We start from the raw sequence: 18,267 nt of genomic DNA, 5'->3' as shown, positions 1-18,267 counted from the left end.
CAAGGTTTTGAAATGATGTTTCCAACGATTTAAGCCTCAACTAGGTTTTTATCAGATGAAGCTTCAATCTCACCTGAACGAACAGCAATTTGACGATCGCATTTTTCAGCAAGAGAAGGATCATGCGTTACCAAAACCAATGTCATGTTCCGTTCTGCTTGTTTGGCAAATAGCAGATCTGTGATCTGTGTGCCGGTATCACCATCAAGATTACCGGTCGGTTCGTCCGCAATAAGTAACTTCGGCGATGGTGCCAACGCTCTTGCAATCGCAACACGCTGTTGCTCACCACCGGATAGTTCTGATGGATAATGGGTCATGCGCTCACCAAGACCAACGGAAATTAATTCTTGTTCAGCCTTTTTAAACGCTTGCTTTTCGCCGGCAAGCTCTAACGGAACAGCTACATTTTCAAGCGCTGTCATATTAGGAATGAGATGGAATGATTGGAATACAATGCCAATATTTCTACCACGGAAGGCCGCGGCCTCATCTTCGCTCATATTGTGAATTGCCGAACCTGCAATATTTACTTCGCCACTATCGAGCCGTTCAAGTCCCGCCAAAACCATCAGCAATGTTGACTTGCCCGAACCAGATGGCCCGACGATGCCCGCACTTTCACCAGCATTCAATGTCAGGCTCATTTTCTTAAGCACATGAACAGATGAAGCTTCACTCCCAAGAGTAAGATCAGCATTTTTTAATTCGATGAGAGTTTGCGACACGGTTTTTACATCCTATATAGAGACAGGGAGCACTCCCAGAGCGCTATAGCATTGATAATAAGTACGATCCTAGATAGGAATTGGACTATGAGATTCAAAGATAAGTTTACAATACTTTACAATTTACTTGTAATATTGCTGTTTACCAGCTTGCCAGCAAAAGCTGAACCAATAAATATCGTTGCATTTGGCGATAGTTTAATGGCCGGTTATCAACTGCCACAAGGTGAGGCATATCCGCTAAAATTAGCTGATGCTTTGACTGCAAAAGGATATGATATCATCATGTCCAATGCATCCGTTTCTGGTGATACAACATCGGGCGGGTTGTCACGGCTTGATTGGTCTATCCCCGATGGCACGGATGCTGTTATCCTAGGACTTGGTGCAAATGATGCGCTTAGAGGCCTGCCTGCTGATATCACACGTAAAAACATTGACAAGATGATAGCCCGTTTGAAAGAACGCAATATCGAAGTTCTTCTGATGGGTATGCTTGCCCCGCCAAACATGGGCAGCGATTACGAAGCGGCATTTAATCCGATCTACCCCGAAATCGCGGAAAAGTACCAAGTAAATCGCTATCCATTTTTCTTAGATGGCGTTGCAGGTGTCGAAGCACTTAATATCGAGGATGGCATTCATCCAAACCCTAAAGGTATTGCCTTGCTTGTTGAAAGAACGCTTCCATCCGTTGAGGGTTTTCTAAGATCAATCACTGATTAAGTCTATCTTGTGACAAGATACAATCTATGGCTTGCGTATTAAGGCACTCCATGATTCTCTACCAAATAGTTGTTTGATTCTTTCTTTGTCGTAAGGAGTTAGGCTATGCCGAGATTGTTTGTTGCTCTGCAAATTCCGCATGAAGTGGCTCTAAGCCTTTCCCTTTTACGTGGCGGACTTATGGGGGCTCGATGGATAGATGTCGAAAACTATCATCTCACACTCCGCTTTATCGGCGATGTCGATGGTCGAACCGGAGATGAATTGTTAAGCGAGTTAGATCGTATAAGTTCTCCTGAATTTGACTTAGGACTCTCCGGCGTTAATGCCTTTGGTTCGAAACGAAAAGTTCGATCCCTCTGGGCAGGTACAAATAATCCACCAGAAATATTTGATCTACAGGCTGCGATCGAACGCATATGTGCAAGGATAGGCATAGCACCGGACTCTCGAAAATTCACACCGCATGTAACTCTTGCAAGGCTTCGCAGAGCAGACCCCGTTCAAATCAGCGAGTATTTAGGCGGACGTGCAAATTTTAAATCAAATTCATTTAAAGTTGCAAAATTCGTTGTTATGTCTTCTCGCAGCTCTAAAGGTGGCGGTCCTTATGTTGTTGAAGAAAGCTACCTACTAAATCCGACATACTATGATTTCAGTTTGCCTAGCGAAGACATACAAGCCTCCAGAAGCATATTATAAACAACCTCAAATCCATCTCCTAGGTCATAATAAGGATCTGGAATATCTGTGTTCTCACCCAAACTGTAATCCATAAACAGGTGGATTTTGTGATGATGGTGATCTGGCGCGCGCGCTTTTGTGTTCCTCAAATTATCGTTGTCCATAACAAACAGGAGATCAAAATAATCAAAATCCAGTTCGTTTAGTGGCCTTGATACTTGCTTTGAAATATCAATTCCCTTCTGTGCCATTTTGGCAATCGCGCGTCCATCTGGCGGATCACCTTCATGCCACGCGCCAGTTCCTGCCGAATCAACAACAATCTGATCTGGCAAATTTTCGTTGGAAATCAAGTTCCTAAACAGCCCCTCCGCCATCGGTGAACGACAAATATTTCCCATACAAATAAACAGCACTTTCATTCAAATTCCTCGTCATCAGTTAAAGCCATCGTAGCTATTGAAAAACCCTCCCCTCAATACCAAGTCTAATTTATGGAGAAAAAAACCATCAGCAACAAGGAAATTGAAGCAATCCTTAAGCCAGCTAGCGATGACCAGCAATCGCGGCAAGAAGCAAAAGTACGCACAAAATTTTGGCCTACATTAAGAAAGGCCATAGCCCAATTTCCCTTTGCTGAAGATATAGTTGCAGCGTATTATTGCGCACTTGATAAGCAAACGCCAAGCCATGTTAAAGGTGTATTACTCGCTGCACTTGCCTATTTTATTTTGCCTATCGACCTTATTCCAGATTTCATTGCGGGGATTGGTTTTGGAGACGATTTAGCTGTAGTTACAACAGCATTATCTATGCTGCAAAACCACATCACAGATGGACAAAGAGCAGCTGCGAAAAAAGCACTTGCCAAGTTCAAAACAGACAACGAAGAAGTACACTAGTCTGATACTTCCGTAACGCCATCATCTTCCAGGGTCTCTTTAAGTTTTTGAAATGCAACACGAATTCTTGATTTTACCGTTCCCAAAGGCAAACCGGATTTTTCTGAAATTTGACTATGGGAAAGTCCTAAAAAGAATGACATTCTAATAATGTCGGCATGTTTATCATGCAAAAGAGCTAATGCTCTTCGAACATTGCTATCGCGTTGATCTTCTTCCAGAACCTCATCCGGCGGCGTAGGTTCGGATGGGATAAAAATAGGATCGTGAATATCGATCAAAGCAGATTTATCACGCCGCAGAAGGTCAATACGCCGATTTCTAGCCACACGAAAAAGCCAAGTTGATAATGATGATTTACTCGAATCAAATAAATGCGCCTTATGCCACAAAACCGACATTACATCTTGTGACATGTCTTCTGCTTGCTCTGGATTAGCACCCAGTTGAAGAAAGTAGGATTTAATTCGTGGAGAAAAATAATTAAATAGTTCCGCAAACGCTTTCTGATCACGATCAGTGGCGATAGCTCGAGTAAGTTCTGCAAACCGTGCGTGCAGATTTTTGCTCATTAATTATTATCCTAAAACGCAATTACTTTATTCGTGATTAGGCCCTATCAGACAATGTCTTATTTGACCCTGATCGATACTGGACAAATTATTGCCTAATTATTGCACTATGAGAAGTGCCAAACGACTCTAATCATTTGAAATCACATGAAAACCACAAATATTTAAAATTTGGCGAAAATGTTGACGGTTTAGTAACCACACCAAGGCAATATAAGCTTCGGCGACATTTTATGAGCACCAAAATTTGTTTGAATTTATAACAAATGATTTGAATTCAAAGACGCGTATAATTGGAGAAACTTTCATCATGTTCGGCAAGAAGATTGCATTAGCTTTATTATTGACATCTGCTACGACGGTAACAGCTTTTGCTCAAGCCCCTGCTATTATTAATGAATTTAATGATTGGGGTGCATATTCGTATCAGTCATCACAGGGTAAATTATGTTATGTATTGACGCCGCACAAGACAGCAGCTCCATTATCAGAAAATGGTAAAACGCTTTCTCATGGTCAAAATTATATTTTAGTAGCTCAGCGTAAAGGGCAAACCACGACTTATGAACCGCAAGTCATGATGAGTTACAAAATGAAGGAAGGCTCTAAAGTCGCAATGACAATTGGCGATAAGAGTTATACATTCTATACACGAGGAAAAGTTGCACACCTAGAAAATGTTGCACAAGAAGCTGCTGTTGTAGGCGCACTTCGAGCAGGCAGCACTGCATCTATTCAAGTGATCTCATCTCGCAATGGTGCTCAACGTGATTACAGCTTCTCCTTGTCCGGCATATCGGCAGCCCTAAAGAACATTGCCGACTGCAAATAGACTTTGTTAAGGTTTATAACGCTTCATATAAAACAATCAATTTTCATTAACAAAGTGACGAATGTCACTTTTGGTGTTATTGGCTTGTCAAAATCCTCAAATGAGGCCTTCATATAAGGCCAGAACAAGGAATGACGAGATCATGGCAATTTCAATTGATCTTCAAGATAAAGACAAACGTCGCAATCTGGCAGAGCGCACGAATACGTTTCAAAACAACAAACCAAGTCTTATAGGTTTGTCGCGCGATGAATTGAAAGAAAAGCTCGCCAGCATTGGCATTGCAGATAAACAATTGCGCATGCGCGCAACGCAGATTTGGCATTGGCTTTATATTCGAGGCGTCTCAGATTTTTCCGATATGCAAAATGTCTCGAAAGATCTGCGCGGGTTATTGGCAGAGAACTTTGATATTTCACGCCCGGAAATTATTGAAGAACAAATCTCAAATGATGGCACACGAAAATGGTTGATGCGCTTTCCATCCGGCGGTGCAGGCAAACCTGTTGAAGTCGAGACTGTTTACATCCCCGAAGATGATCGCGGTACTCTTTGTATTTCCAGCCAAGTCGGTTGCACACTCACATGCACCTTCTGCCATACAGGCACACAAAAGCTTGTCCGTAATTTAACATCTGGTGAAATTCTAGCTCAGTTGCTTGTGGCAAAGGATCGATTAGGAGACTTCCCAAATAAAGACACGCCGGTGGGCGGTTTTATACCAACCGGAGAACGGAAAGTATCCAACATTGTTATGATGGGAATGGGTGAGCCGCTTTATAACTTTGAGAATGTTAAAAAGGCGCTCTTGATTGCTATCGACGGTGAAGGTATCGCGCTCTCAAGACGACGCGTTACCCTCTCAACATCCGGCGTGGTGCCAGAAATATATCGCACGGGTGAAGAAATCGGTGTCATGCTGGCAATATCGCTCCATGCGACACGCGATGAACTGCGTGACGAGTTAGTACCTATCAATAAAAAATACCCGATAAAGGACCTTATGGAAGCTTGCCGCACATATAAGGGCGCAAATAATGCGAGGCGTATTACATTTGAATATGTAATGCTAAAAGGGGTAAATGACAGTTTACAGGACGCAAAAGAACTCGTCATGCTTTTGAAAAACATCCCTGCTAAAATTAATCTTATTCCATTCAACCCTTGGCCCGGCTCACAATATGAATGTTCCGACTGGGAGCAAATTGAAAAGTTTGCTGATTTCATCAATCAAGCCGGTTATGCCTCCCCAATCCGCACGCCTCGTGGACGTGATATCCTAGCTGCATGCGGCCAGTTGAAATCAGAATCCGAACGCCTACGTAAAACAGAACGCGCTGCACTTGAAGCCATGATGATTTCTGGCCATGGCGAAGCCTAACTTTTTCGAGATTACATTTTGAGCCAGTTAATACGAATATTTCTAAGATTTGTTACTATCACATTCGGCTTCACAGCAGCCTGCATCGCAGCTGCGACCGCTTATGCTTTTTTATCAGGCTTGATTAGACAAGATGATTTTGAAACATATGGAAGCGTTGAACTTGGAATATCGCTTACGATTATGTTGACCGGCCTTAGCGCAAAATTCGCACAGATCGCATTTACTCCGGCATTCATCGTTATTCTGATTTTTGAAATTAAGGCGATCCGCGACTGGATTGTCTATCTCGTTTCAGCAGCCATAATAAGTATTGTTGCTCTTTTTGCTTTTGGAACAGAAATTATCGATTTTAACAGGGCCGCAATTTACACAGTTAGTGCGATAATAGGTGGGTTTATTTATTGGTTATTTGTCGGCCAACGTGCTGGCAAGTGGCGCGATCGCTAATCTCAAAAACATATGATCTTAATATACAAAAGGGGCCCATTTGAGTAGGCCCCTTTATATTGAAGAAGGTTCGCGATAGATTAGGAAGGAGGCAAACCTTCTTTTGAGGAAGGCTTATCTATTTGAGAATTCAGGATAAGCTTCGATACCAACTTCAGCTTTATCCATACCCATCATCTCGTCTTCATCAGATGCGCGAATACCGACAGTTTTTTTCAAAACATACCAAACGGCTGCTGATGTAATTACCGTAAATGCACCCATCGCAGCAATACCCATAACCTGTGTACCATAGCTTGCATCTGAATTTGTGGCAGGAACAATCAGAGTTCCCCAAATACCTGCAAGCAAGTGAACAGGGATAGCGCCGACAACATCATCAATTTTTAACTTATCAAGCATTGGCACTGCAAAGACCACAATCGCACCGCCGACGGCGCCGATCAAAATTGATGCGCCACCTGATGGCGCAAGTGGCTCGGCTGTGATTGAAACCAGACCAGCAAGCGCACCGTTAAGTGCCATCGTTACATCGATCTTCTTATACATTAGCTGAGTTAAGATCACTGTTGCGACCACACCACCCGTAGCGGCCAAATTCGTATTGGCAAAAATACGTGACACATCAGATGCATCGGCAATTGTACCCATAGCAAGCTGAGACGCACCATTGAAGCCGAACCAACCAAGCCAAAGAATAAATGTACCCAATGTTGCAAGTGGAATGGAGGAACCTGGCATTGGAACCGTGCGACCGTCAACATATTTGCCCTTACGCGCACCCAGAATAATTGCACCAGTTAGAGCTGCCCAACCGCCGACTGAGTGGACGATTGTTGAACCCGCAAAATCGGAAAATCCAGCTCCTGATAACCAACCAGCGCCCCATGTCCAAGCACCAGTTATTGGATATAAAATACCCGTAAGGATCGCTGTGAAGATCATAAATGGCCAAACTTTAATACGTTCGGCAACAGCCCCAGAAACAATAGATGCTGTCGTTGCAACAAATACCATCTGGAAGAACCAGTCAGAAGCTGTTGAATAACCAGTTTCAAGCGCATTGCCGCCAACTGGGTCAAATCCATATGAGAATGCAACGGATCCGAAGTACCCACCATCAACACCGACATACATTACATTATAGCCAATAGCCCAATACATAATACCGGCGATTGAATAGAGTGCGATGTTTTTCAGACATTGCATTGAAACATTTTTAGATCGAACAAGACCTGCTTCTAGCATAGCAAAACCAGCTGCCATGAACATGACCAAGAAGCCACCCACAAGGAAAAGTAGCGTATTGAAGATGTAGGCAGTCTCTGCTTTCGTGGCAAACTCAGATTCCTGGGCAAGAACAGGCGTTGCACTTAAAGCCAACCCTGTCAGCGATGTCGCGATGAACGACTTTGCGTTAAACATTTTCATTATCATAATACTCCTAATTACCTTACAGAGCTTCAGCGTCTGTTTCGCCTGTACGGATACGTACGGCCTGATCAATTGAATATGAGAAGATTTTGCCATCACCGATCTGTCCGGTTTTGGCAGCTGATGTAATTGCTTCAATCGCGCCATCAACCGCATCAGAGGCAACCGCAATTTCGATTTTTAATTTTGGCAAGAAACTAACGGCATACTCGGTGCCGCGATAAATTTCTGTGTGCCCCTTTTGACGTCCGTAACCTTTGACTTCGGTTACAGTTAAACCTTGAATTCCGATGTCTGTAAGAGCTTCACGCACTTCATCTAATTTGAACGGCTTTATTATGGCCATAACGATTTTCATATCGTTTCCCATCCTTTGTTTGAACATGACGTTTTACCGTCCCTCAGTTCTGCGAAGCACAAGCGCCTGCAGCTAAACTAAAGGATTCAAGTTCCGTGCCAGTTTGATGGGTAATTTTTATCTATTTGATTTTGTTAAATAAAATATGAGTTATGTAAAAAAATCACACAAAATGATTATTTTTTATGCAAATTTAATTTGCATATTTTTTAGGCAAATTTGTGCTGGCGATTAAGAATTATGCATGTGACCGTTTTCGAATCAGACCTTCTTGCGCAACAGTCGCAACAAGTGTGCCATCACGTGTGAAAAAAGAACCTTGCGCCATACCGCGGCCACCAGAGCTTATGGGACTATGCATGTCAAACAATATCCAATCATCAAGAATTAATGGATGGTGAAACCACACAGCCTGATCCAAACTTACACTATGCGCAACCCCTTCAAATATGCTCACACCGTGCGGCATAAGTGCGGTATCTATAAATAGAGTATCAGATGCATAAGCTAAAATCGCGGCACTTAAGGCTTGATCCAATGGCTCATTCATTGGTTGCTTTAAACGTAGCCAGATCGATTGCTGAGGCCGCTTTTCACTCTCGCCCATATATCTTTCAAAAGATGTAGGCCTAAAATCAAACGGCCGCTCTTTTGTTGCATAAGCCACGAATCCAGCACAAGATTTAGCATCCTTCGATGATAAAAATGCTTCAAAGTCAATATCTTCCGGCATTGGTACATGGGGCATAACATTTTGATGGCAAAAGCCATCACGCGGTAAATGAAACGACAACTGCATTGTAAACACAAGCAAGTCATTCTGATAAACCTCAACACTTCGCATGGAAAAACTTGCTCCATCCCGCACCCGTGTGACCTGAATCTCAAGCGGCAATTCGGGATTTCCCGCTCTTAAGAAGTAGCTATGGAAAGAATGAACATGTCTTGAAACCGCAACTGTCTTTTGCGCGGCGGCCACAGCTTGAGCTAAAAACTGTCCACCAAATATACGAAGACGACCAAAATCAGGAGAATGCACGACAAACCTGTCTTCGCCCACCTCCGTCAATTCAAGACTGTTTAAAAGCTTGGCAACACTCTCATGCAATTTGCGCGACATTATGCATCCATAAATTCATTTCGAAGTTAAATGGCTTTACGCTATAGTTATGCCATTAATCAATTGCAGTGTGACTGATTAGGGGTTTAGAAAATGACAAAACATCAGGTAGATATATTAATCGCGGGCGCTGGATATGTTGGCTTGGCAACTGCGGTTGCTATTAAAAAGGCCGCCACCCACCTTAATATTATGGTTGTTGACGCTGCCCCTAAAAATGTCTGGAAGAACGATCAACGTGCATCAGCAATTGCGGTAGCAGCGGAAAACATGCTTGTTGCATTGGGTGCTTGGGACGACATCAAACCTGACGCGCAACCTATAAATAAAATGATCGTTACGGATTCTGACGTAAATGACCCCATACGACCGATCTTTCTAAATTTCGATGGCGCAGTGGAAGATGGCAACGGTGAAGGACGCCCGTTTGCACATATGATTCCAAACAAATCAATGATCTCGGCACTTCGATCTTTGGCCGATGAACTGGATATCACAATCCGGCAATCCTGCCCGGTAACGGGCTTTGAAAAAAGTGCCGCATCAGTCAATGTGACCCTGAAATCAGGAGATATTGTGACAGCCAAATTGCTTATTGCAGCAGACGGAGCGCGATCCAACATTAGATCGATGGCAAAAATCCGAACCATGAGCTGGCAATATGGGCAATCAGGCATTGTGACAACCGTAGCCCATGAACGCCCACATAACGGACAAGCAGAAGAGCACTTTCTACCGAGCGGACCATTTGCAATATTACCGCTAAAAGGCAATCGATCTTCTTTAGTTTGGACAGAAACAGAAGAAAATGCGGAGAAATTGGTCAATGGCGATGATCTTGTTTTTGAAATGGAACTCGAGCGCCGTTTTGGGCACAGACTTGGTACTATTAAACAAGAGGGGGGGCGACGAGCCTTCCCATTAGGTCTCACGTTAGCGCGCGAATATGTGCAAGATCGAGTGGCGCTTGTTGGCGACGCTGCTCATGGTATCCACCCTATCGCAGGCCAAGGTCTTAATCTTGGTTTCAAAGGCGCTGCTGCTTTGGCACAGACTATTGTGGAAGCAGATCGCCTCGGGATGGATATAGGCGCACTGGATGTTCTTGAGCGCTACCAGCTGTGGCGACGTTTTGATACGGTTCAAATGGGCGTCACAACGGATGTACTCAACCGTATGTTCTCAAATGACATCACCCCGCTACGCCATCTTAGAGACTTTGGCCTTGGCCTTGTGGAGCGGATGCCAAAGCTAAAGTCATATTTCATCGAACAAGCTGCGGGCTTGCAGGGCGAAGAAGGTCCCAAACTACTTAAGGGTCAACCTATTTAGTAAAGTCAATAATTTAACTGAATTTACTCAGTTATCTTCCGTGCTTCTGAGACGAGCATAATCGGAACGCAATCTTTAATTGGAAAAGCTAACATTGCTTTTTCTGAGATGAGCTCTTGGGCTTCTTTATCGTAAGTTAAAGGCCCTTTCGTAAGCGGGCAGACTAAAAGCTGAAGTAATTTTGGATCAATATCGGGCGCTTTTGATACTAAATCGACCATAGCAATCCCTATTGTACTGTCTGCGGAGTTTCATCATCATCCGACGAATACCCCATATCCAAAAGCGCAACTAAAGTTTCCACGCGCGTTTTATAATCAGCTTCAAGAAGCGCTTGCTTTTCGGCAATATCAAACGGAACAAGGCTTGAAAGAATATTGACTAAATCAGGCACTCTCAATTGCTTATAATCATCAGTATCAATTTCAATATCATTGCTTTCTATATAGGTCATAAAATGAGCAAGTAGCTGAGGTCTATATTCGTCAGCCTCAGAGGAAGGTTCGGCCAGGTCTTTTACAAAAGGACAGATTTTTGCCACTCGATAAGGCTTCTTCACAGCCTTTTCTTCTTTTATGCGAAAACGACAAATCCCTGCAACAGAAACCACATACCGACCATCACCAGATTCAGCCAATGAAATTATGCGCCCCAACGTTCCTACATTGCAAAGATCATCCACGGGTTTTGCATCTTCTGTTACATAGTTTGTCTGAACCACCGCGACCAACCTATCTCCGGCAAGCGCATCGTCAAACAGTTCAAGATACCGCGGCTCAAAAATATTTAGTGGCAGGACACTACCTGGTAATAAGAAGGCACCAGATAACGGGAAAAGACGTGCCTCATTTGGCAGGTCTTCTTCGCTCCGATAATGCATATTTCCTACTTGCATGACATATCCTTTTCTTAGAATAACATGATGCCAATATTGAACGAACTAATCAAACACCAAATCGGAAAAACTGCCTGAGAGCTTAGCTTATGAAAATAAGACCGACGACAATTTGCGCCGACCAGATGCGCTTGCAGGGTCGGCAGGACCCCACGCTTCAAAAAAATCGAGTAACACTTTACGTGCGCCATCATCGTTCCACTCGCGATCACGCTTCATGATAGCGATCAACTCGTCGACAGCCCTATCTTTATCGCCCATGGCATTATAAATTTTTGCCAGATCCACACGTGCTTCATGATCATTTTCATCTGCAGCGAGCCTTGCTTGCAGCTCATCAGGATCACCAAGATCAGAAACTTCTTTTGCCATTGAAACACGCTTTATAGCACCGGCGATTGTCGGCTCTGTTTTTGCATCCTCTGGCAGGCGGTCCAACAATTCTGCAGCTTGATCGAGTTTGCGACTTTCGATCATACAGTCAACAATACCAGCAATCGCACGAGGATTACCCTTATCTTCCTGCATAACAATGGAAAATGCCTGTGCAGCTTGCTCTATATCGCCACCGCTCAACGCAGCTTCGCCAGCCTCTAGCATTTGTTCAATGCGTTCCTGCATTTGCGCTTGCGGTGAAGATGCAGCAAGCTTTGTGATCATCTCATTGATCTTGCTTTCAGGTACCATACCCATAAAACCATCAACTGGTTGACCACCGACATATGCTGCCACAGCTGGAATTGATTGAATTCCCATCTGACTGGCAATTTCCGGATATTTCTCAATATCAAGCTTTACAAGCCGAACAGCACCAGCAGCTTTTTTAACAGCGTTTTCAAGTAATGGGGTAAGCTGTTTACATGGCCCACACCAAGGGGCCCAAAAATCCACAATGATAGGCATCTGCGCAGAAGCTTGAACCACATCACGTGCAAAATCATTGGTTGTTGTGTCAATAATAAGTTCACCACTTGGCGCTGGCTGAGATGGCGCAGGGCTAGTTGGTGTCGCCCCCACATTCACGCTACCGCCGCCATAAGAGACCGATCCCTGATATTGGCTACCATCATTATGTGCGTATGGATTATCGTTATCACTCATTATATCTACTCATCTATTTGCGCTACTATCAGCATTGATCATCCAAAATCGTATCAGATCACGCTCTGCGAAGGTATTATCTCATATAATCGACTTGATATAGATTTATTGTGAAATTTTCAAAATTAAAGGGTCATGCCCAAAATGTTTTGCAAAGCGAATAAGATCATCTCTGTGAATTGACGTCGTTGCATCATTCTGCAAGGGGTGACAATTGATAATTTCATGCTCCAGCAAAGGTTTGTCTATAACCATATTTACCCGATGATTAGTATCATTCATGACAGCAAATGCCGTGACAGAACCAGGGATAACACCCAGATACTCTAACAATTTATCAGGCTTGCCAAATGAAACACGGCTCCGCGCGTCAATCAGAGTGTGAATTTTCTTCAAATCCACATCTGCATGCTCTTCTAAAACGACTAAAAAAAAATTGTCTTTTTTATCCTTTAGAAAAAGGTTCTTTGTATGCCCTCCAGGGATATCAGAGCAAAGCGAATTAGATTCCTCAACGGTAAAAACTGGTTCATGATCATAATTTGTATAAGAGATACCCAGATCGTCTAGTATTTCCAGCAAATCATCTTTGGTCTTCTGCATTTATCTTCACTCACCTATTTTGGAATAATAGCACCTTGGTGGGCGATAACATTCAAGGCAATATTATGTCCAGCAAGCAAAGCTTCATCAATTGACTTCCGCTCGAGAATTGCCGCCAAAAATGCACCATTAAAACTATCGCCAGCAGATGTCGTATCTACAATTTTGGTTGCTTTGTTAAATACCGCTTCGCTGGATTGCTGCTGACCACTCAGTATCGCAAGAGGACCACTAGCCCCTCGCTTAACAGCCATTAACGGGGCAGCGTAAGAAGAAAGACGTTCAAGAGCAGCAGCTTCACAATCATCTGCAAATAGGGCCATTTCATCATCGATGGAAGGCAATCCGATATCGCAAAGCTTCCATGCACGCGTAACAACTTGTTGCGCGATCTTTTTATCCGACCAAAGATGCGGGCGGTAGTTGGAATCAAAAGCAAAACGCACACCTTTTTTCCTAGATTCCTCAATCCAATCCAACAGTGACATAACAATATTAACTGGCAAAATGGCAAATGTAATTGCACTTAGGTAAACGACATCCATCCCTTCAAGAGACGTAAAATCAGCATCACCTTGCTCTGTAGAAAACAGTGTGCGAGCTGCGGAATTTTCCCGCCAATAGGAAAATACTCGATCACCCGTATGATCTTTTGAAATGGCGTAAATACCCGGTGAACGACTTTCGTGCTTTGAAACAAAGCTACAATCAATGTTCTCGGCTTCTATATATTCAATCATCACAGAAGAAAAATTATCCTGCCCAAGGCGAGAATTGAAATATACCTGGTGGTCTGGTGATAAACACCGTTTTAAATATATCGCCGTATTCAACGCGTCTCCGGCAAAACCGATACCGGCTTGGCGTCCGCTTTCATCAAGCGACAATTCAATCATTGCTTCACCGATACAGGCAATCTTCAACGGTTTCATGGAATACTTTCTCATTATTAAATTTCAGACATCAAATTTGTAATATCTTCAATTTTCCCAACAATCAAAAGATTGAGAAATTTTATTGTTCTTTCTGAAAATTGGTTACTATCGGCAAGCTTAGTTGGCATAAAATCAGATAGCTCACTTAGATTTTGATAGATTTTAGAAGCACTACTTCCAGCGCTTGATACAGCTTCCGCGATCTCAGTTACCTTCGGATCTTGCAATTCATATTTCGAACCATCTGGCATCTGTCCTAAACAATACCGCATCCAGGCCGCTGTAGCGAGTGCAAAGCAATCAACCGATAGACCTTTGTCCAAACACGAAACCGCAGGTGCAAAAATTCTCTGTGGGAGTTTCTGCGTACCATCCATCGCTATTTGGTAGGTCTGATGAGCTATATTGGGGTTTTCAAATCGCTCAATCAACTGAGAACGATAATCATCAAAATTTATCTCCTCCAACGGGTCCAATGTTCTTGCGGCAGCCTGCATATGCATATCAACCAAAGTTGCAAGTTGTTTGCGTCTCATGACATCGCGCACATAAATACATCCCTGCACATACCCCAAATATGCAAGCATTGAGTGCGCGCCATTTAGCATCCGTAACTTCATGTTCTCATATGGTGCAACATCATCAACAAGAAGTGCACCTGCATCTTCCCATGGCGGACGAGGGCCGCAGAAATTATCTTCAATAACCCATTGCGTAAACGCTTCAGTTTCTACTGGTGTTTTATCCTCTTGACCAAGAATGCCGCTCACTTCAGCAATCAATTCTGGCGTTGTCGCAGGCGTTATGCGGTCCACCATCGTATTCGGGAAACAAGTATTTTCTGCAATCCACACACCAAGCATCGGATCTACACGTCTGGCAAAATCTAAAACACCCACACGCACCATGTCACCATTATCAGGCAAATTATCACAACACAGCACCGTAAATGAGCGCAGCCCCAGATCTCGCCTCAATTTCAACCCCTTGGCCAACATGCCAATAACGCCAACTGGTTGTTCCGGATTAGCCAAATCATTTGCGATACTTGGATGCTGAGGATCAATACCGCTTTTATCCCGCAATATACCATAGGCTTTTTCAGTAACAGTTATGCTGACAATATGCGTACACGGTGAGGAAAAAGCTTCTATGATTGGTGCTGTATCTCGACTTGCCGCAACAACGCCGGAAATTGAACCAATCTTTCGAATATTCGGTTGACCATCTTGATCTCGCAGAACAAGAGAATAAACCCCATCTTGAGCATTCAACGCATCGGCAATGTGCCTACTCTGCAAACTAACACCCAATATACGCCAATCACCACCAGTTTTGGACAAAACATCATCCGTGTAAACCGCCTGATGAGCTCGATGAAAAGCACCAATACCTATATGTACAATACTAACACCATGCCTATCAGGAACGTAGGGGATTTCATCAATATTTGCCATTTATCAACAGACTACTTTCTTCAAAATTTAAAGTTATAGGCGGACTTAGGCAATCGATATGTCAGATCAATAGCAACCTCGATGGCTTCATCAATGTCCAGTATATGTTGTGCAACTTGCCCTGATAAGAAACTAGCATCCACGCGCCGCGCAACATCATGCCGCGCTGGGATTGAAGGGAAGGCACGCGTATCGTCATTAAAGCCGACACTATTGTAAAACCCTGCTGTTTCTGTTGTAAATTGACGAAAGCGCATCATTCCTTCAGGGCTATCATGAAACCACCAAGCTGGGCCAAGTTTTAAACATGGATAAGCCCCAGCAAGGGGAGCAAATTCACGCGCATATACTGTTTCATCTAAAGTGAAGAGGATAATTGAAAGGTTTTTCTCCATCCCGAACTTATTCAACAATGGTTGGAGTGCAGACACATATTCAGTTTGTGCAGGGATATCAAAGCCCTTGTCGCGACCATATTGATCGAATACCCAATTATTGTGATTCCGGTGCGATCCACAATGCAACTGCATGACTAAACCATCATCAATGCTCATAGAGGCCATTTCTGTGAGCATCTGCGCACAGAAAAGATCATGATCCGATGTTGTTCCCTGCTCGCTCATAATTTTCGCAAATAATATTTCAGCCTCTGTCGTGCTTAAGTCCGCGGTTTGAGCCGTTGTAAAACCATGATCTGTCGCTGTCGCACCGAGTGATTTAAAATATGATCGACGAGTGCGATGCGCATTTAAATAACCCTGCCAGCTATATGTATCCTCACCCGTCAGCTCACCAAGTTTTGCAACACTGCTCATAAACTCGCTATGATTCGGGTCAATTGCAGCATCAGGCCGGTAAGTCGGCACAACCAAGCCTTGCCAACCATCCTCAACAATCTTCTTGTGATACTTCAAGTCATCTGTGCAGGCGTCAGTTGTAGCAATAATTTCGATGTTGAATTGATCATATAATGCGCGCGGTCGAAACTCATCCGACCTGATCTTTTCAGATATAAGATCATAGATTTCGTCAGCGGTTTCTGCATCAAGCCGCTTTTCAATTCCGAAAAGTTTTTCAAAGGTATAATCCAACCAGAGCCGTGAAGGTGTTCCACGAAATAAATAATAATGCTTAGCAAAGAGTTTCCAGATCTTACGGCTATCTGTCGTATAGAAGGAATCATCTTTGGGTTCGATGCCGAGATCTGAATATGATAGACCTTGTGAGACCAACATCCGCAAAATATAGTGATCAGGAATGATCAACAACTTCGTGGGATCGGGGAATAAGTCATTTTCTGAAAACCAGGAGGGCTCAGTATGCCCATGAGGGCAGATCAGAGGCAGCTTTTCAATTTGTGAAAAAATTTCACGCGCAATTATCCGCTGTTCGTTATCAATTGGAAATAATCTATCTTCACTCAGCATTTCATTACTCTGCTACATCGAAACTGCATTAATGCGTTCGCCGATCGAATTAACTCGGTCAACTATACTTGACGATGATAGATACCACAGATCATTTTTTTGCACACCCGATCAGAAGTGCGGCATCAATCATCCCACTATATCAAAGTAACATCTTATATATATTCATACATACATGTTTTTTAAAGCCGAGAAGAATGGCCAAATAGACTCCCTCAATTCACCGGATAAACAGATAGATAGCGCAATTCACACAAGAATTGGCACCGAAACTCATATGTACAAAGGTGAAATAAGTGACACATCATAAGATTTTCAAAGAGTTGCGATTTATCTTCATTTTATTGTTGCAATTCATTTCATCTTGCGCCATATAGCGCAGGTCTTCAGTGACACACGTATTCATAATACCTCAGAATACGATGTTGAGCGGGTGTAGCTCAGGGGTAGAGCATAACCTTGCCAAGGTTAGGGTCGAGCGTTCGAATCGCTTCACCCGCTCCAATTTTCTTCAACAATTACAATAACTTATATAATCACTTAATAAACTCACGTACCCCAGTATTTGCTAGCACAGTCTTAGCACAGTCCGGTTTTAGCGATTTTGAGATCAATGATTTCAATGCTTTAGGAAACTGTGTTTTTGAATTTAGCACAGTTCTAGCACAGTCACCTACCCTTACGCTTTTTTGGAGCGGGGTATTTGGGGTGGTTTTGTGCCGTTAAAAAGCAGAACTTCTCGTTGTAAAAATAATTTGAAGCTTAGAGCTAGAGGCCATACTACATCTGCACTATTCTTTGGCACGCGGATAGATAGACAATAAGTAATAATTGTATAATGTAGGTTTGCAGCGATTTGATTTAAACTGAAGGGTAAAATAGTGAAACACGTTGTTTTTGTATTTGGCTTAGTACTTGCATTTTTTATTCAATCTTATGCGGCTTTCTCGCAATCTGCAGAAGAACGAGCGGGCGAATTGAAAAATTGGCGCGAACAATGCAACCATCCAGACCCTGACTTGCGTTTGGCATACTTGGAAGCAGCTCTTGAGACAAATGACGCTTCAATTAATCGAATATGTGTACGCCTGGCTTTAAAAAGTGATAATGCAGATTTGAGAAATCTGGGACTGCGAGCTGCAATTGCGAGCTTTGATCAGATTACGTTCGAGGTAGATATGCCATTGGAATTGTCCTTGCCCCCTATAATTAGGCCATTAAATTTGTAAAACTCTAAGAGATTTGAGGAGTGTACTTATGGCCCGGAAGCGTTATTCGGATGAAGACGTTTTGCGTTTATTACGTGAGATTGAGTTAAATTTAGCAAGTG

General features: G+C 43.1%; 21 protein-coding genes and 1 tRNA gene. 9 read left to right on the top strand and 13 right to left on the bottom strand.

Annotation, left to right across the window (positions count from 1 at the left end; translation table 11 throughout):
• Nucleotides 1-29: 29 nt before the first annotated feature.
• Nucleotides 30-728, bottom strand: a complete 699-nt coding sequence (locus tag AB2J24_RS17870) for an ABC transporter ATP-binding protein (protein WP_162653285.1) — start codon at nt 726-728, stop codon at nt 30-32.
• Between the two features lie 87 nt (nt 729-815).
• Between AB2J24_RS17870 and AB2J24_RS17865 the strand changes: the two genes are divergently transcribed.
• Nucleotides 816-1,454 carry an arylesterase gene (locus AB2J24_RS17865; RefSeq protein WP_367386495.1) on the top strand — a complete coding sequence of 213 codons (639 nt, stop codon included), beginning with the start codon at nt 816-818 and terminating at the stop codon, nt 1,452-1,454.
• A 105-nt stretch (nt 1,455-1,559) separates the two neighbouring features.
• The gene (gene thpR, locus AB2J24_RS17860) at nt 1,560-2,156 is read left to right on the top strand and encodes an RNA 2',3'-cyclic phosphodiesterase (RefSeq protein ID WP_162653287.1); all 597 of its coding nucleotides are present in this window, start codon (nt 1,560-1,562) and stop codon (nt 2,154-2,156) included.
• On the opposite strand, the gene AB2J24_RS17855 is transcribed toward thpR, so the two are convergent.
• Nucleotides 2,102-2,560 (bottom strand): low molecular weight protein-tyrosine-phosphatase, encoded by a 459-nt coding sequence (locus AB2J24_RS17855; protein WP_367386494.1) that lies wholly within the window; start codon nt 2,558-2,560, stop codon nt 2,102-2,104. The genes thpR and AB2J24_RS17855 overlap by 55 nt on opposite strands.
• A 72-nt stretch (nt 2,561-2,632) precedes the next feature.
• Here AB2J24_RS17855 and AB2J24_RS17850 point away from each other — a divergent pair, with 72 nt between their 5' ends.
• The gene (locus AB2J24_RS17850) at nt 2,633-3,040 is read left to right on the top strand and encodes a YkvA family protein (protein WP_162653289.1); all 408 of its coding nucleotides are present in this window, start codon (nt 2,633-2,635) and stop codon (nt 3,038-3,040) included.
• Here the strand turns inward: AB2J24_RS17850 and AB2J24_RS17845 are convergent.
• On the bottom strand, nt 3,037-3,612 hold the full coding sequence (locus AB2J24_RS17845; protein ID WP_162653290.1) for a sigma-70 family RNA polymerase sigma factor: 576 nt from the start codon (nt 3,610-3,612) through the stop codon (nt 3,037-3,039). The two genes, AB2J24_RS17850 and AB2J24_RS17845, sit on opposite strands and share 4 nt — an antisense overlap.
• A 310-nt stretch (nt 3,613-3,922) precedes the next feature.
• On the opposite strand from AB2J24_RS17845, the gene AB2J24_RS17840 reads away from it, so the two are divergent.
• From AB2J24_RS17840 to AB2J24_RS17830, 3 genes are all read left to right on the top strand, one after another.
• The gene (locus tag AB2J24_RS17840) at nt 3,923-4,444 is read left to right on the top strand and encodes an invasion associated locus B family protein (RefSeq protein ID WP_162653291.1); all 522 of its coding nucleotides are present in this window, start codon (nt 3,923-3,925) and stop codon (nt 4,442-4,444) included.
• A gap of 142 nt (nt 4,445-4,586) precedes the next feature.
• On the top strand, nt 4,587-5,825 hold the full coding sequence (rlmN, locus tag AB2J24_RS17835) for a 23S rRNA (adenine(2503)-C(2))-methyltransferase RlmN (protein WP_367386493.1): 1,239 nt from the start codon (nt 4,587-4,589) through the stop codon (nt 5,823-5,825).
• A gap of 18 nt (nt 5,826-5,843) precedes the next feature.
• Nucleotides 5,844-6,275 (top strand): hypothetical protein, encoded by a 432-nt coding sequence (locus tag AB2J24_RS17830; protein ID WP_367386492.1) that lies wholly within the window; start codon nt 5,844-5,846, stop codon nt 6,273-6,275.
• A gap of 114 nt (nt 6,276-6,389) precedes the next feature.
• Here AB2J24_RS17830 and AB2J24_RS17825 read toward each other — a convergent pair whose 3' ends face one another.
• The 3 genes from AB2J24_RS17825 to AB2J24_RS17815 all read right to left on the bottom strand — a co-directional run bounded on the left by AB2J24_RS17825 (nt 6,390) and on the right by AB2J24_RS17815 (nt 9,187).
• The gene (locus tag AB2J24_RS17825) at nt 6,390-7,706 is read right to left on the bottom strand and encodes an ammonium transporter (RefSeq protein ID WP_367386491.1); all 1,317 of its coding nucleotides are present in this window, start codon (nt 7,704-7,706) and stop codon (nt 6,390-6,392) included.
• 22 nt (nt 7,707-7,728) lie between these two features.
• Nucleotides 7,729-8,067 (bottom strand): P-II family nitrogen regulator, encoded by a 339-nt coding sequence (locus AB2J24_RS17820; protein WP_174244228.1) that lies wholly within the window; start codon nt 8,065-8,067, stop codon nt 7,729-7,731.
• Between the two features lie 238 nt (nt 8,068-8,305).
• A complete protein-coding gene (locus AB2J24_RS17815; RefSeq protein ID WP_162653295.1) occupies nt 8,306-9,187 on the bottom strand; it encodes an acyl-CoA thioesterase in 882 nt (293 codons plus the stop codon).
• Between the two features lie 93 nt (nt 9,188-9,280).
• Between AB2J24_RS17815 and AB2J24_RS17810 the strand changes: the two genes are divergently transcribed.
• Entirely contained in the window at nt 9,281-10,519 is a 1,239-nt protein-coding gene (locus AB2J24_RS17810; RefSeq protein ID WP_367386490.1) for a ubiquinone biosynthesis hydroxylase, read from the top strand.
• 23 nt (nt 10,520-10,542) lie between these two features.
• Here the strand turns inward: AB2J24_RS17810 and AB2J24_RS17805 are convergent, their stop codons facing one another.
• From AB2J24_RS17805 to uxaC, 7 genes are all read right to left on the bottom strand, one after another.
• Nucleotides 10,543-10,740 (bottom strand): Trm112 family protein, encoded by a 198-nt coding sequence (locus tag AB2J24_RS17805; protein ID WP_367386489.1) that lies wholly within the window; start codon nt 10,738-10,740, stop codon nt 10,543-10,545.
• A gap of 8 nt (nt 10,741-10,748) precedes the next feature.
• Nucleotides 10,749-11,414 (bottom strand): LON peptidase substrate-binding domain-containing protein, encoded by a 666-nt coding sequence (locus AB2J24_RS17800; RefSeq protein ID WP_162653298.1) that lies wholly within the window; start codon nt 11,412-11,414, stop codon nt 10,749-10,751.
• Nucleotides 11,415-11,501: 87 nt separating this feature from the next.
• Complete coding sequence (locus AB2J24_RS17795) at nt 11,502-12,515, bottom strand: tetratricopeptide repeat protein (protein WP_367386488.1); 1,014 nt, start codon at nt 12,513-12,515, stop codon at nt 11,502-11,504.
• 105 nt (nt 12,516-12,620) lie between these two features.
• Nucleotides 12,621-13,118, bottom strand: coding sequence for a prolyl-tRNA synthetase associated domain-containing protein (locus tag AB2J24_RS17790; RefSeq protein ID WP_162653300.1), 498 nt, complete (start codon nt 13,116-13,118; stop codon nt 12,621-12,623).
• 14 nt (nt 13,119-13,132) lie between these two features.
• Complete coding sequence (locus AB2J24_RS17785; RefSeq protein WP_367386487.1) at nt 13,133-14,050, bottom strand: sugar kinase; 918 nt, start codon at nt 14,048-14,050, stop codon at nt 13,133-13,135.
• 17 nt (nt 14,051-14,067) lie between these two features.
• Nucleotides 14,068-15,510, bottom strand: coding sequence for a mannitol dehydrogenase family protein (locus AB2J24_RS17780; RefSeq protein WP_367386486.1), 1,443 nt, complete (start codon nt 15,508-15,510; stop codon nt 14,068-14,070).
• Nucleotides 15,511-15,530: 20 nt separating this feature from the next.
• Nucleotides 15,531-16,937 carry a glucuronate isomerase gene (gene uxaC, locus AB2J24_RS17775; protein WP_367386485.1) on the bottom strand — a complete coding sequence of 469 codons (1,407 nt, stop codon included), beginning with the start codon at nt 16,935-16,937 and terminating at the stop codon, nt 15,531-15,533.
• A 429-nt stretch (nt 16,938-17,366) separates the two neighbouring features.
• Here uxaC and AB2J24_RS17770 point away from each other — a divergent pair.
• Both AB2J24_RS17770 and AB2J24_RS17765 read left to right on the top strand, forming a co-directional pair.
• A tRNA-Gly gene (locus tag AB2J24_RS17770) sits at nt 17,367-17,441 on the top strand.
• A gap of 377 nt (nt 17,442-17,818) precedes the next feature.
• Nucleotides 17,819-18,166: a hypothetical protein gene (locus AB2J24_RS17765; RefSeq protein ID WP_367386484.1), complete on the top strand. Its 348-nt coding sequence runs from the start codon at nt 17,819-17,821 to the stop codon at nt 18,164-18,166.
• The last annotated feature ends 101 nt before the right edge of the window (nt 18,167-18,267 follow it).

The organism is Lentilitoribacter sp. EG35 (assembly GCF_040784015.1).
In the GTDB taxonomy this organism is placed as follows: Bacteria; Pseudomonadota; Alphaproteobacteria; order Rhizobiales; family Rhizobiaceae; genus Lentilitoribacter.
This window is presented reverse-complemented; position numbering and strand designations above follow the sequence as displayed.

What these genes read in the sequence shown, in the direction of transcription:
- AB2J24_RS17780 (WP_367386486.1), bottom strand. Translation starts at nt 15,510, where the DNA reads ATGGCAAATATTGATGAAATCCCCTACGTTCCTGATAGGCATGGTGTT.
- thpR (WP_162653287.1), top strand. Translation starts at nt 1,560, where the DNA reads ATGCCGAGATTGTTTGTTGCTCTGCAAATTCCGCATGAAGTGGCTCTA.
- AB2J24_RS17815 (WP_162653295.1), bottom strand. Translation starts at nt 9,187, where the DNA reads ATGTCGCGCAAATTGCATGAGAGTGTTGCCAAGCTTTTAAACAGTCTT.
- AB2J24_RS17845 (WP_162653290.1), bottom strand. Translation starts at nt 3,612, where the DNA reads ATGAGCAAAAATCTGCACGCACGGTTTGCAGAACTTACTCGAGCTATC.
- rlmN (WP_367386493.1), top strand. Translation starts at nt 4,587, where the DNA reads ATGGCAATTTCAATTGATCTTCAAGATAAAGACAAACGTCGCAATCTG.
- AB2J24_RS17785 (WP_367386487.1), bottom strand. Translation starts at nt 14,050, where the DNA reads ATGAAACCGTTGAAGATTGCCTGTATCGGTGAAGCAATGATTGAATTG.
- AB2J24_RS17820 (WP_174244228.1), bottom strand. Translation starts at nt 8,067, where the DNA reads ATGAAAATCGTTATGGCCATAATAAAGCCGTTCAAATTAGATGAAGTG.
- AB2J24_RS17825 (WP_367386491.1), bottom strand. Translation starts at nt 7,706, where the DNA reads ATGAAAATGTTTAACGCAAAGTCGTTCATCGCGACATCGCTGACAGGG.
- AB2J24_RS17850 (WP_162653289.1), top strand. Translation starts at nt 2,633, where the DNA reads ATGGAGAAAAAAACCATCAGCAACAAGGAAATTGAAGCAATCCTTAAG.
- AB2J24_RS17800 (WP_162653298.1), bottom strand. Translation starts at nt 11,414, where the DNA reads ATGCAAGTAGGAAATATGCATTATCGGAGCGAAGAAGACCTGCCAAAT.
- uxaC (WP_367386485.1), bottom strand. Translation starts at nt 16,937, where the DNA reads ATGCTGAGTGAAGATAGATTATTTCCAATTGATAACGAACAGCGGATA.
- AB2J24_RS17865 (WP_367386495.1), top strand. Translation starts at nt 816, where the DNA reads ATGAGATTCAAAGATAAGTTTACAATACTTTACAATTTACTTGTAATA.
- AB2J24_RS17810 (WP_367386490.1), top strand. Translation starts at nt 9,281, where the DNA reads ATGACAAAACATCAGGTAGATATATTAATCGCGGGCGCTGGATATGTT.
- AB2J24_RS17795 (WP_367386488.1), bottom strand. Translation starts at nt 12,515, where the DNA reads ATGAGTGATAACGATAATCCATACGCACATAATGATGGTAGCCAATAT.
- AB2J24_RS17840 (WP_162653291.1), top strand. Translation starts at nt 3,923, where the DNA reads ATGTTCGGCAAGAAGATTGCATTAGCTTTATTATTGACATCTGCTACG.
- AB2J24_RS17805 (WP_367386489.1), bottom strand. Translation starts at nt 10,740, where the DNA reads ATGGTCGATTTAGTATCAAAAGCGCCCGATATTGATCCAAAATTACTT.
- AB2J24_RS17790 (WP_162653300.1), bottom strand. Translation starts at nt 13,118, where the DNA reads ATGCAGAAGACCAAAGATGATTTGCTGGAAATACTAGACGATCTGGGT.
- AB2J24_RS17855 (WP_367386494.1), bottom strand. Translation starts at nt 2,560, where the DNA reads ATGAAAGTGCTGTTTATTTGTATGGGAAATATTTGTCGTTCACCGATG.